This window comes from Rhabdochromatium marinum, from assembly GCF_016583795.1.
GTDB classification, from domain to species: Bacteria; Pseudomonadota; Gammaproteobacteria; order Chromatiales; family Chromatiaceae; genus Rhabdochromatium; species Rhabdochromatium marinum.
This window is the reverse complement of sequence record NZ_NRRS01000012.1, coordinates 1-12,578: the sequence shown is the minus strand read 5'-3', so window position 1 is coordinate 12,578 and position 12,578 is coordinate 1. Positions and strand designations below refer to the sequence as shown.

Genomic DNA, 12,578 nt, shown 5'->3' with positions numbered 1-12,578 from the left:
CCAACAGATACCGGCCCTTCGTCAACGAGGATCATAACCTCCATGGATATTACCATTTTCGGAAGCGGCTACGTCGGCCTAGTCACTGGCGCCTGCCTGGCAGAAGTCGGCAACGACGTACTCTGTGTCGATATCGATCAACGCAAAATTGACCTACTCAACAGCGGGGGCGTGCCCATCTACGAGCCGGGCCTGGACCGGCTGATTGAACAAAACCGCCAAACCGGGCGGTTGTCCTTCACCACCGATGCGGCCGCCGGCATCGCACATGGCTTATTTCAGTTCATCGCCGTTGGCACGCCCCCCGATGAAGACGGCTCGGCGGATCTCTCGCATGTGCTCTCAGTCGCTGACATCATCGGCCAGCATCTGACCGAGTATCGCATCGTCGTCAACAAGTCCACCGTCCCGGTCAAAACCGCTGATCGTGTCGCCGCTCGCATCCGCGAGCGCTTACAGGCGCGCGGGGCGAATCTTGAGTTTGATGTGGTTTCCAATCCGGAATTTCTTAAGGAAGGCGCCGCCATTGAAGACTTTATGCGCCCGGATCGCATCATCGTCGGCACCGACAACCCGCGCACAGGCGAGCTGCTGCGCGCACTCTACGCCCCTTTTAATCGCAACCGCGACCGCCTGCTGGTAATGGATGTACGCTCGGCCGAACTAACCAAGTACGCCGCCAACGCCATGCTCGCGACCAAAATCAGCTTTATGAATGAGCTGTCCAACATCGCTGAAGCCGTTGGTGCTGACATCGAACGGGTGCGGGTCGGCATCGGCTCGGATCCGCGCATCGGCTATCAGTTCATTTACCCCGGTTGCGGCTATGGCGGCTCCTGTTTTCCCAAGGATGTGCGCGCCCTGGAGCGCACCGCCGCCGATATCGGCGTTCCGGCACCCTTGCTGCAATCGGTCGAGGCGGTGAACCACCGACAAAAAGATGTGCTCTTTGAAAAAATCAGCACCTACTTCGATGGTGATCTCAGCGGCCGGGTGTTCGCCCTCTGGGGGCTGGCCTTCAAACCCAACACCGATGATATGCGCGAGGCCTCCAGCCGCCGCCTGATGGAACATCTGTGGAACGCTGGCGCCCAAGTGCAGGCCTTTGATCCAGTGGCCATGGAGGAAACCCGGCGCATTTATGGGGAGCGCGCCGATCTGGTGCTCAGTGATGAGCCCATGAACGCATTGGAAGGTGCCGACGCGCTGGTTATCCTGACAGAATGGAACCAGTTCCGCAGCCCGGATTTTGCTGCTATCCGCGCCGCCTTGGGGTCAGCGGTGATTTTTGACGGCCGCAACATTTTCGATCCGGTGCACATCAGCCAGGCCGGCCTCGACTATGTCTCCATTGGCCGCCAGCCCATCACGGCTCGGGCTTGCGATGTAAATGGTTCATAGCCCGCTGCATACGCCCGGTGACAATCTCATTGAGCACCGCTAGACTCTGGTCATAGCTGTGCTCAATGGCCTCACGATCCGCCCGTGACGGGCGGCTCAGCACATAGCCAACCACCTGCTCCTTGTGCCCGGGATGCCCGATACCAATACGCAACCGCCAGAAATCGCGGCTGCCAAGCGCCTGGATGCTATCGCGCATACCATTGTGCCCGGCATGTCCGCCGCCGAATTTCAGCCGCATCTGCCCTGGTGGCAGATCCAGCTCATCATAGGCGAGCAAAATTTGCGCAGGTGGGATATTAAAATAACGTGCCACAGCAGCCAGGCTGCGCCCGCTGTGATTCATAAAGGTGGTCGGCTTCAGCAGCCGCAGATCCTGTCCATGGATGGAGACGCGACAGAGTTCACCGAAAAACTTCGACTCCGGATGAAAGCGCCCGCCGTGCATCTCGGCGATGCGCTCGACACACCAAAACCCGGCATTATGCCGGGTTTCTTCATAGTCGCGCCCCGGATTCCCCAGCCCGACGATCAGGCTGATGCCTTCGGTACTCATTGGCTTGATAGCTCAATGCACTCGCTCGATCACGCGTCCTCGGCGCCTTCCTCAGCCGCGCTGTCATCATCATCGGCTGTGGAGTGGGTCGTATGCACCACCACCACGGGAGCATCGAGATCGACGCTGGTATCGAGCTCGACACCTTCCGGCAGCTGGATATCCGCGACATGCAAGGTCTGCCCCAACTCCATGTCCGCCATGTCGATGACGATGTACTCGGGCAGATCCTGCGGCAGGCAGTGAATATCGAGTTCGGTCAGATTGTGCGAAGCCTGACCGCCGAGCTTGATACCCTTGCAGGCCGCCTCGTTTTCAAAGTGGATCGGCACCGTCATGCGCAGCTTCTCACCCCGGCTGACACGCTGAAAATCCACATGCAGGAGAAACGGCTTGGCCGGATGGCGCTGCAAGTCTTTCAGCACCACCTGGATCGACTCACCCTCCAGATTCAGATCAAGCAGGGTGGAGTAAAACGACTCCTGCGCCACATGTTTGACCAACTCGCTATGCGGCATCATGAACATCTGCGGTGCCTTGTCGCCCCCGTAGAGAATGCCCGGTACCTGGCCCTGGCGACGCAGACGGCGGCTCGCACCCTTCCCCGCGTCAGTACGCGCCTGTGCACTGATATGCAATGTTTCGCTCATGGATTCACTCCGTTACTCAGCCGTCAGCGGCCCGCGACCAGGCGACTGACGGAACCAAAAAAACCGCGCCCGCCAAGCGAGCACGGCCAAAATTTGTGCCTGGAACGCCGCAACATAAAGCGCCGCAACGCTCAGTTCAGGCGCGTCAACCAAACGCCATCAATCGACAAAGAGTGAACTGACAGATTCTTCGTTTGAGACCCGGCGCATGGTCTCGGCCATCAATTCCCCAATACTGAGCTGGCGAATTTTGTCACATGCCTGCGCCTCTGGCGTCAGCGGCAGTGTATTGGTCACCACCAGTTCATCGAGTTGCGAGGCCTTGATATTATTAACCGCCGCTCCGGACAGCACCGGATGCGTGCAATAAGCCGCAACCATGGCCGCGCCCTGCTCTTTCAGCGCCGCTGCGGCCTGGCACAGGGTGCCGGCGGTATCGACCAGATCATCGACCAGCACACAGGAGCGCCCGTGCACATCGCCGATGATGTTCATCACCCGTGCCTCATTGGCACGCGGGCGGCGTTTGTCGATGATGGCCAGATCGGCATCATCAAGCCGCTTGGCCATCGCGCGCGCGCGTACCACCCCGCCCACATCGGGTGAGACAACGATCAGGTTGGGATATTTGCGCCGCCAGATGTCCCCCAACAGAAGTGGTGAGGCATAGACGTTATCGACCGGAATATCGAAAAACCCCTGGATCTGATCGGCGTGTAGATCGACCGTCAGCACGCGATCCGCCCCTGCCGAGCCGATCATTTTTGCCACCAGCCGTGCCGTGATGGGCACCCGCGCTGAACGCGGACGCCGATCCTGACGGGCATAGCCGTAGTAAGGGATTACCGCCGTAATGCGCTTGGCCGAAGCCCAGCGCAACGCATCGATCATCACCAACAGTTCCAGCAGGTTGTCGTTGGTCGGCGCACAGGTGGGCTGCACGACAAAGACGTCGCGACCGCGAACATTTTCCTGGATCTCGGTCATCACCTCACCATCGCTGAACTGCCCCACCACGGCTTTGCCGAGTGGAATATTCAGGTGGGCGGCGATTTCAACCGACAACGACAAATTGGCATTGCCGGAAAACACCATCATCTGGCTGGCCGGCACGGACTCGCCTCGCGTTTGCAATGACACCTCGTTAATAACACCGGGTTAATAACACCGGATGGTGCCTTGCCCTAGCGGGATAACCTGGCTAATGAAAATTGGCTGGGGTGCCAGGATTCGAACCTGGGAATGCTGGGATCAAAACCCAGTGCCTTACCACTTGGCGACACCCCAAAGGATTGATCAAACATTTCGCATCAGGGGTGAGCAATTACAGCCCTGTGCGATAAAAGGCGACCAGAGGCTCGGCGCTGCGGCTCTGAGCTGCTCGGCCTGCGAGCGATCCGCACAGGCCGCAAACAAGCAAGCACCGGTTCCGGTCAGCCGCGCCTTGGCACGAGCGGCAAGCCACTCGAACGCCTCAGCCACTGGTTGATAGCGACCCAACACCACCGCTAGGCAGTCGTTGCGATCATCGCCCTCAACGAAGCCCGCTATTTTGATTGGTGGAGAGTCCCTTGTCAAATCCGGATCAGCAAAAACCGCCGCCGTGGAGACCTGGCAGGGGGGCACCAGCACCAGATACCAGGGTTCCGGCAGCTCGACCGGCTCCAGTTGCTCCCCAACCCCCTCGGCCCAAGCCGCCTGAGCGCGGACGAACACCGGCACATCGGCCCCCAATTCCAGCCCCAGCGCGGCTAGTTGATCAACATCAAGCCCCAGCGCCCATAGCTGATTCAGCGCATGCAGCGTAGTGGCCGCATCCGAGCTGCCGCCCCCTAGACCACCGCCGAGTGGCAGATGCTTCTCGACACGAATCTCCGCACCACGCGGACACCCGGTATGCCGCTGCAGCAGGCGCGCCGCCCGCACCACCAAGTCCTGCTCCTCCGGCACTTCTGGTGCCCCGCTCAGACGCCGAATGCGCCCGTCATCCTGCGGTTCGATGAACAGACGATCACAATAGTCCAAAAACTGAAAAACACTTTGCAACTGATGATAGCCATCCGCACGGCGCCCCAGCACGCGCAAGGTCAGATTCAGCTTCGCTGGCGCCAGCCAGGCGCCATCGGCGGCTGGCGCTGGATGCAGTCCAAAGGTCATGAGCCGGCTCCCATGGTAGTTGGCGCCAAAGAGATCGGATGGCGCTCGATGACGCGGCGCAGATAGTCATGATCCGGATACTCATCCAGCGCCTGCTGCCACACTTCCTGGGCTTCCTCGCGCCGGCCCAGTGCCCAAAGCACCTCGCCCAGATGCGCGGCAATTTCGCCATCTGAGAGCTCATCAAGTGCCTTGCGCAAATAGCTCTCGGCCTCTTGGGGCTTACCCATGCGATACAGCAGCCAGCCCATGCTGTCGAGAATCGCCGGTTGCTCAGGCTCCAGCTCCAGCGCACGGGCGATGAACTGTTGCGCCTCTTCCAGACGATCAGTCTGATCGGCCAGGGTGTAGCCCAGCGCATTGAGCGCATCGGCGTGATCAGGATTGATGCTCAGCACCTGACGCAGATCGCGCTCCAGCACGTCAATCTGGTTCAACTTAGCCGCCAGCAGCGCCCGTGCATAGAGTAGATCGGTATTCTTGCCGAAGTGCTCCAGCGCCTGATCATAGAGCGCCATCGCCGCCGGGGCCTGATCGGCCTCGCGCAGGATTTCACCTTCGATCAGATAGAGCGTCGCCTGCTGCTCCGGGAAGCGATCACGCAACTGCTGCAACCGCTCGCGGGTGCGACTGACCTGTCCCAGACGCGCCTCCACACTGGCGAGGCGAATCTGTGCATCCAGTTCCTTGTCACCACGCACCTGCGCATACCAGTCACGTGCCGCCTCCAGCTGCCCGGCGGTTTCCTCGACCTCACCGAGCATAAAAGCAGCATCCTGCTTGCGCTCGCCGGTCTCGCGCAGACGCAGCAGATAATCACGCGCGGCGGCATAGTCTTTCAGTTGCAGCGACAGCACACCAGCGGCAAACAACACCCCCGGCATCTGTGGATGGGATTCCAGCAGGGTGGCAAAGGCCTCGCGCGCGCCCTGATAATCCTCCGTTTCAATCAGCAGCTGGGCATAGAGCGTGCGCAACTCAAGATCATCGAAGCCCTTGGAAAAATAGCGCTCCAGCTCAACAATGGCGTCCTCGGCACGCCCGGCATTGACCAGCAGCTGCACCAGAAACAGCGGCGGACGATTCCAGGCCGGGCGCTGGGCAGCGGCACGGACGGCATAGTCATGCGCCAGCTCGATACGCTCCGCGCCAGCCGCCAAACCAGCCATTGCCAGCAAGGCATCCGGATCCTCGCCATACTCATCAATTAAGGCCCCCATCAGCTCCAGCCGCGCCAGCGGATCATCCAGACGCGCCACCAGACGAGCACAATGCAGATAGCCCTGACGCCGCTGCGGCGAGTGTTCCATCACCGCACGCAGATAAGGCAACGCCAGCGCCACCTGCCCTTGCGTCTGACTCTTCTCAAGCGCCACATAGGCGGCAACCTGACGCGCTTGCAGGGAATCGGGGGCCAGCTCCACCCAGAAAGCGGCAGCCTCCTCGGCCTGGGTTTGCGCATGCGCGGCAATAGCGGCCCGGGTGGCACGCTCCGCCAGCGCCGGATCAGAAGCACGCCGCGCGGCGGCCATATAGTATGGATAGGCCTCCTGAGGCTGATCCCGCTGCAAAGAAATCTCGGCGGCCAGGATGTCATAGAGCAGATCGGCATCGAGAGCGACCTCGGTCTTGGGCGCCAAGGCCTCCGGGTTCCCGGTAGCGGCATCGTCCAGACCAGCGACGGGTTCCGCCGCCAGCACCTTCGGTGCCGAAGGCGCCGGCTGTGGCGTGGCCACTTCCGCAGCCTCCGGCACGGCAGGAGACGCCTCAGGCGCAGGTTCAGCCCCCGCCCCCCTCGGACCCGAGTGAACCGCCGGTGGTGTTTGCCGTCCCAGCATCAGCACTAGCAACAACAGCAGCAACAGCCACCCCAGGTTGCGGATAGACCCGGACTCGGTCAAGCCTTGCCTCTTGGGCGTCGTAGCATTCGACATAGTGTTCTGTTCCAAAAAACCGCATCACATCGGATGCCTTGCATTGATTTGTGCTTGGTTGGGAGCGCGTGCGACGCCCAGCCCAAGCCCCAGAGCCGGGGTGGTTCCTCTTGCCTGTTCGGCGGCTGAACCGGCTTCGCTCGTGTTAGCTTGGCAGTATACGCGAGCCGCTGCCAGATGCGAGCCACCGGAAAACCGACCCCACATCGACTGAGCTGTGGCGTTGAGCCCACAGCTCCATGGGCGCCTTTGACCCGAATTCTGGTCATTTGATCCACATCCCTCTGTCACATTGACGGTAAAATCTGTTACCTTAACCAGCCAATTTAAACCTTTCCGCCTTGATTAAAGCGCATGAGCCTGCTCACCCTTGGCCTGAATCACAAAACCGCCCCGGTCGACATCCGCGAACGTCTGACCTTCGGACCCGATGTCATCGTCGGTGCGCTGCGCAGCCTGACCGACCACACCGCCGCTACCGAGGGCGTCATCCTCTCCACCTGCAACCGCACCGAGGTTTACTGCGCGCTGGAACCGCAAGCGAGCACCGCGCAAATCCGCGATTGGCTCGGACGTTTCCATGGCGTCGATCCACAGTTGATCGCACCGCACCTGTACCTATATCAGGATCGCGAAGCCATTCAGCACCTGCTGAAAGTTGCCAGCGGTCTGGATTCCATGGTGCTGGGCGAACCGCAGATTCTCGGTCAGGTGAAGCAAGCCTTCCAGACCGCCTGCGACAGCGGCGCCCCCGGACGCCTGCTCGGGCGCCTGTTTCAGCACTGCTTCTCGGTCGCCAAGCAGGTGCGCACCGACACCGCCATCGGCAGCAGTCCGGTCTCGGTTGCCTTCGCCGCCGTCAGTCTAGCCCGACAAATCTTCAGCGATCTGTCCTCCCAGACCGCCCTGTTGATCGGCGCCGGTGAAACCATCGAACTGGCCGCCCGTCACCTGCATCAGCATGGCATTGGACGCATCGTGGTCGCCAACCGTACTGTCGAGCGCGCCCATCTGGTCGCCTCACAGTTCGATGGCTACGCCATTGCGCTGACCGAACTGGTCAACCACCTGCCCGAAGCAGACATTGTGGTCTCCTCCACCGCCAGCCCTCTGCCAGTGCTGGGCAAGGGCGCCGTAGAGCGCGCGCTGAAAATCCGCAAGCACCGTCCAATGTTCATGGTCGATATTGCCGTCCCGCGCGACATCGAACCCGAGGTCGGAGATCTCAACGACGTTTACCTCTACACTGTCGATGACTTGCAAGGCGTGGTTGATGAAGGCATGCGCTCGCGCCACCAGGCCGCCGCACAAGCGCTGGAAATCATTGACCTGCACACCGATGAATTCATGGCTTGGTTGCGCTCCCTTGATGCCGTCACCCTCATCCAGGACTACCGCCGCCGCGCCGAAAGTGTGCGGGACGAAACCGTCGCCCGCGCGCTCAAGCAGCTCGCCGCCGGCAAACCGGCCGAAGATGTCGTCTGCCAGCTCGCCCATACCCTGACCAACAAAATCCTCCACACCCCCAGCGTACGCCTGCGCCACGCCGGCCGCGAGGGCCAGTCAGAACTGCTCGAAGCCGCCAACCGCCTCTTTGCCCTTGGTCAGAACATCGGCGACACCACGCCAGACACCACCTGCTGTCCGGACGAAGTCGCCACCCGCGCAGCCGCTGGCGGCGCACGCTAATCGGTCGCCCAACGGGTGTTGACTGCGCACCATGAATGACTCCCTGCGCGCCAAGCTCGAACGTCTTGCCGAGCGCTTTGGCGAAATCACCGCCCTGCTGGCCGATCCTGCAACCCAGGACGATCAGAAGCAATTCCGCGATCTCGGGCGTGAATATGCGCAGCTTGAACCCCTGATCGACTGTTACAACCGTTATTGCGCCAATGAAACCCGCATTGCCAGTGCTGAGGACATGCTGGCTGATGCGGAAATGGCTGATCTGGCCCGTGAGGACATCGCCACAGCGCGGGCCGAGCGCGAAGCCCTGGAACCGGAACTCCAGCGCCTGCTGCTGCCACCGGACCCCAACGATCAGCGCAATGTTTATCTGGAAGTGCGCGCCGGCACCGGTGGCGCTGAGGCTGCGCTCTTCGCCGCCGATCTCACCCGGATGTACCTGCGCTTTGCCGAACAACAGGGCTGGCGCAGCGAGACCATCAGCGCCAGCGAGGGCGAGTTGGGCGGCTATAAGGAAATCGTCCTGCGCATCAGTGGCAAAGAGGTCTACGCCCAGCTGAAATTCGAGGCTGGCACTCATCGCGTGCAACGCGTCCCCGAGACCGAGTCCCAGGGCCGCGTGCATACCTCCGCCTGCACCGTCGCCATCCTCCCGGAACCCGAAGCCGTCGAGGAAACCACCATCGCCAGCGGCGACCTGCGCGTCGATACCTATCGCGCCTCCGGGGCCGGTGGTCAGCATGTCAATAAAACCGACTCTGCCGTGCGCATCACCCATCTGCCCAGCGGCATTGTGGTGGAATGTCAGGATGAGCGCTCGCAGCACAAAAACCGTGCCCGCGCCCTGTCATTGCTCCAGGCGCGGCTGCTTGATCAGGCGCAAACCACCCTGGCCGCCGAGCGCAGCGAATCGCGGCGCGTGCAGGTTGGCAGTGGCGACCGCTCCGAGCGCATCCGCACCTACAACTTCCCGCAGAACCGCCTGACCGATCATCGCGTCAACCTCACCCTGTATAAGCTTGATGAAATCATGCTGGGGTCCCTGGATCAGGTCATCGCGCCGCTGCGCCAGGAGGATCAGGCCGACCGTCTTGCGGCCATGATGGATGACTGACCCGCGCGCTCCGCAGCACATTGACACCCCGCAGCGTATCGATGCTTTGCTGCACTGGGCCAAACAGCAGCTTCAGACCCGGACCCACCCGCAGCAGTCCCACGCCGAATCACGCCTGGAAGCCGAACTATTGCTTGGTACGGCCGCCCAGCTGAGTCGCACTGAGATCATCGCCTGGCCTGAGCGCCGGCTCAACTTGGCCAAACAAAGCCGCTTTGAGCAAATGATCCAACGCCGCTGCGCCGGCGAACCCATTGCCTATATCCTTGGTGAGCGCGAATTTCGTGGTTTGCCCCTGCGCGTCAGTCCTGCCACCCTGATTCCGCGCCCAGAAACCGAACTCCTCATCGACTGGGCCCTGGCGCAACATCCGCCTGACGCCGTCATCCGTTGTGCCGATCTCGGCACCGGCAGCGGCGCCATCGCCATTGCCATCGCCTTGGAGCGCCCCCACTGGCCGCTGCTGGCACTGGATCGTTCCGCTGCTGCCCTGGCCATCGCCGCCGCCAATCGCCAGCAACTCGGCGCCGAGTCAGTCGTTCTGATGCAAAGTGACTGGTTGGACCCTATCGCCGCGCAGAGCCTGGATCTGATCCTGGCCAATCCGCCCTATGTCGCTGCGGGTGATCCGCACCTGCGCCAGGGAGATCTGCGCTTCGAGCCAGCCGCTGCACTGGCCGCCGGTGCCGACGGCCTCAGCGCCATCCGCCACATCGCCGCTGCGCTGCCGCGTCACCTGGCCCCCGGTGGACAGACTGCCATCGAACACGGATGGGATCAAGGCGCCGCCGTCCGCACCCTGCTGGCCACCGCTGGCCTCACGGCCATCGCCACCCACCGCGATCTGTCCGGCCATGAGCGCTTCACCAGCGCCCGGCATCCAGCGTAATATTTCGCCCCCAAATCGCCCATACCCAAGGCACCGAGGCCGCACGCATGTCACGTCACAAAACCTATATTGGACTCGAACAGGATACCTACGGCGGCATGACGCCCACCGGCACCATTGTGCGCGATGCGCAGGTGTTTGGCTTGATTGCGGAAGATGAAAGCTGCGCTGGCTGGTCGCTGGATCGCATCCAGTTGCTCTACGACCAAGTCAGCGACGCCTGGCGGCCCTACGGACACCTGGCCTCGCGCCTGCCTGATGAGTTACGCGAGCGCCATCAGCGCATCTTCGCCGCCGCCGTCGCCCAAGCTCGCCAGCTTGGCTGGAAAGCTGAAATTTACACCGACGATGAATAATCCGTGCCGCCAAAGTGCTCAGTCAGCCGGCAGCGCCCCGGTCTTCTGCAACAGCTGCTGAATGGCCTGCGCCAGGCGTTGATACCCTTGGGCATTGGGGTGAATCGGATCAGACTTGAGCGTTTTATCCGCAAGAATTTCGGGGATGGCATTCGCCAGCAGCGGGACCTGCATCTCACCGGCCAGTTCTTCATACAGCGGATGCATCCGCACAAAGAGCCCCGGTCGCGGAATGCCCAGCATCACCACCGCACGCCCCTGCTCGCGGACCAAGGTAATCATGCGCGCCAGGTTGGCTTTGGTCTGGGATGCATCGCGTTGGTGCAGAAAATCATTGCCACCGTGGCCCAGAATCACCAGATCCGGCTGCGCACTGGCAAGCACATCCGGCAAGCGCGCCAGACCGGCATCGCTTTCCTCACCGGAAAGGCCCGCGTTAATCACCCGATGACCGGACATGCGCGCCAGCACCTCGGGATACCCTTGCCCATCGGCGGCGCCCACACCTTCGGTCAGGCTGTCGCCAAAGGCGAGAATAATCCCATCGGACGGCAGCGGACTGAGCGCGGCCTGCTCGCTGCAAGCCACCAACAACAACAGCAACAACAATACGCAGACGCTCACAAGCCTGCGCAATCCCAGAGTTTTGTACATGATGACCCCCTGCTTCACCTCAACATCCCATCACGCGCGAACAGAAGACTATTGAGTCTTGGTCTTGGGCTTGGGCTTATCCCAGTAAATCGTCACCTGCTGCCTACCCCATTCCTTGGCCGCCTCGATATCCTTGCCCATGTAGATATCGATCTTGTCGGTCCAGCGACTGTGCATCTTATCCAAAACTTTATAGGTGCCACTCAGACCTTCGATCTTAACATTCACCCCCCGAGTCAACCCCTTATTCAGCAAATCACGCGAGACGGCAATCACCTTCATCCCTGGCTTGAGCCTGTCGCCCCAGGCGGCTACATTTGGATCTCCATCGGTTTGCTGCGGCACCGAATTGTAGGCCGTTGCGGTGACCACCGCCGACAGACGCTCCTGCGGCTGATCAGTGCGGTTGAGCAACACCAGCACCACAGTGAGCGCCAACGCAAGCGCAATACCACCAGCCAGCCCCACAGAAACCCACCGCAAAACCCGCCTGTTCCTGCCAGTTAAATGCATGACTTTCCCTCTTGCCATAAAAATACGCAGGGCTCCAGTATCATGCGTTACCATCGGCTTCGAGCCATCACACCAGACGCCCGGGTCTGTTTCAGCACGCAGGGACTTGAACCCTCTCCCAATCTTTTAAAGTCAATACGCGAAGTTATAACACCTAAAGCGCATTAACTACCACTGATATTGAGACCCACAACGATCAGATTTCCCTGACACAAGTTCGCCGCGTGCAAAGTCGCAGACATTTGTCCTTCATGTTTATCGCCCTATCTATAGACTCAGTCAACTACCCCGCTCTGAAGGGCGGAGCTTGTGAAGACAAGCTGGGTTGACCAGGGAAAGCGGTGAAAACCCGCTGCGTTTGCAACAGGTCGCCAAGACCCACTCCGGAATGCTTCCTCAGTTCCGGACACTGGAAGATCAAGATCATGCGGGTGAAAGGCAAAGCGCCGAAGGTTCTGATCGCTGCCGTGAGGCGGGAGCCGGTTGCAGACTGTCCCGAGGGGAGCGAGCCGCGAGGCTCCGTCACCAGGCCCGTAAGGGTAGGAATTGAAATGGCTGTCTTTGTTCTCGACAAACAGAAAAACCCGCTGATGCCGTGCACGGAGAAGCGCGCTCGGCTGTTACTCCAGCGTGGGCGAGCGGTGGTGGTGCGGCTACACCCCTTCACC

13 protein-coding genes and 1 tRNA gene are annotated in these 12,578 nt (G+C 61.0%); 6 read left to right on the top strand and 8 right to left on the bottom strand.

Annotated elements, in window-relative coordinates; all coding sequences use genetic code 11:
- The first annotated feature begins 42 nt into the window (after nucleotides 1-42).
- On the top strand, nucleotides 43-1,401 hold the full coding sequence (locus tag CKO36_RS05575) for a UDP-glucose dehydrogenase family protein (RefSeq protein WP_200281663.1): 1,359 nt from the start codon (nucleotides 43-45) through the stop codon (nucleotides 1,399-1,401).
- Here the strand turns inward: CKO36_RS05575 and pth are convergent.
- The 6 genes from pth to CKO36_RS05545 all read right to left on the bottom strand — a co-directional run bounded on the left by pth (nucleotide 1,367) and on the right by CKO36_RS05545 (nucleotide 6,698).
- Nucleotides 1,367-1,957, bottom strand: a complete 591-nt coding sequence (pth, locus tag CKO36_RS05570) for an aminoacyl-tRNA hydrolase (protein ID WP_200281661.1) — start codon at nucleotides 1,955-1,957, stop codon at nucleotides 1,367-1,369. The genes CKO36_RS05575 and pth overlap by 35 nt on opposite strands.
- Nucleotides 1,958-1,986: 29 nt before the next feature.
- Nucleotides 1,987-2,607, bottom strand: coding sequence for a 50S ribosomal protein L25/general stress protein Ctc (locus tag CKO36_RS05565; protein ID WP_200281659.1), 621 nt, complete (start codon nucleotides 2,605-2,607; stop codon nucleotides 1,987-1,989).
- 159 nt (nucleotides 2,608-2,766) lie between these two features.
- Entirely contained in the window at nucleotides 2,767-3,720 is a 954-nt protein-coding gene (locus CKO36_RS05560) for a ribose-phosphate diphosphokinase (RefSeq protein WP_338053428.1), read from the bottom strand.
- A 99-nt stretch (nucleotides 3,721-3,819) separates the two neighbouring features.
- A tRNA-Gln gene (locus CKO36_RS05555) sits at nucleotides 3,820-3,894 on the bottom strand.
- A gap of 9 nt (nucleotides 3,895-3,903) precedes the next feature.
- Complete coding sequence (gene ispE, locus CKO36_RS05550) at nucleotides 3,904-4,764, bottom strand: 4-(cytidine 5'-diphospho)-2-C-methyl-D-erythritol kinase (protein ID WP_200281658.1); 861 nt, start codon at nucleotides 4,762-4,764, stop codon at nucleotides 3,904-3,906.
- Nucleotides 4,761-6,698 carry a tetratricopeptide repeat protein gene (locus CKO36_RS05545; protein ID WP_200281657.1) on the bottom strand — a complete coding sequence of 646 codons (1,938 nt, stop codon included), beginning with the start codon at nucleotides 6,696-6,698 and terminating at the stop codon, nucleotides 4,761-4,763. The genes ispE and CKO36_RS05545 overlap by 4 nt, the downstream gene beginning before the upstream one ends.
- A gap of 354 nt (nucleotides 6,699-7,052) precedes the next feature.
- Between CKO36_RS05545 and hemA the strand changes: the two genes are divergently transcribed.
- The 4 genes from hemA to CKO36_RS05525 are packed head-to-tail and all read left to right on the top strand — an operon-like array spanning nucleotide 7,053 to nucleotide 10,743.
- Entirely contained in the window at nucleotides 7,053-8,387 is a 1,335-nt protein-coding gene (gene hemA / locus CKO36_RS05540; RefSeq protein ID WP_242469411.1) for a glutamyl-tRNA reductase, read from the top strand.
- A 31-nt stretch (nucleotides 8,388-8,418) separates the two neighbouring features.
- Nucleotides 8,419-9,498, top strand: coding sequence for a peptide chain release factor 1 (prfA, locus tag CKO36_RS05535; RefSeq protein WP_200281656.1), 1,080 nt, complete (start codon nucleotides 8,419-8,421; stop codon nucleotides 9,496-9,498).
- On the top strand, nucleotides 9,491-10,387 hold the full coding sequence (gene prmC, locus CKO36_RS05530) for a peptide chain release factor N(5)-glutamine methyltransferase (RefSeq protein ID WP_200281655.1): 897 nt from the start codon (nucleotides 9,491-9,493) through the stop codon (nucleotides 10,385-10,387). The genes prfA and prmC overlap by 8 nt, the downstream gene beginning before the upstream one ends.
- A 47-nt stretch (nucleotides 10,388-10,434) precedes the next feature.
- The gene (locus tag CKO36_RS05525) at nucleotides 10,435-10,743 is read left to right on the top strand and encodes a hypothetical protein (RefSeq protein ID WP_200281654.1); all 309 of its coding nucleotides are present in this window, start codon (nucleotides 10,435-10,437) and stop codon (nucleotides 10,741-10,743) included.
- An 18-nt stretch (nucleotides 10,744-10,761) separates the two neighbouring features.
- Here the strand turns inward: CKO36_RS05525 and CKO36_RS05520 are convergent, their stop codons facing one another.
- Nucleotides 10,762-11,397: an arylesterase gene (locus CKO36_RS05520; RefSeq protein ID WP_200281653.1), complete on the bottom strand. Its 636-nt coding sequence runs from the start codon at nucleotides 11,395-11,397 to the stop codon at nucleotides 10,762-10,764.
- 48 nt (nucleotides 11,398-11,445) lie between these two features.
- Nucleotides 11,446-11,880: a 3D domain-containing protein gene (locus CKO36_RS05515; RefSeq protein ID WP_200281652.1), complete on the bottom strand. Its 435-nt coding sequence runs from the start codon at nucleotides 11,878-11,880 to the stop codon at nucleotides 11,446-11,448.
- Nucleotides 11,881-12,335: 455 nt separating this feature from the next.
- Between CKO36_RS05515 and CKO36_RS20245 the strand changes: the two genes are divergently transcribed.
- A partial coding sequence (locus tag CKO36_RS20245; protein ID WP_338053425.1) for an RRXRR domain-containing protein occupies nucleotides 12,336-12,578 on the top strand: 243 nt, incomplete at its 3' end.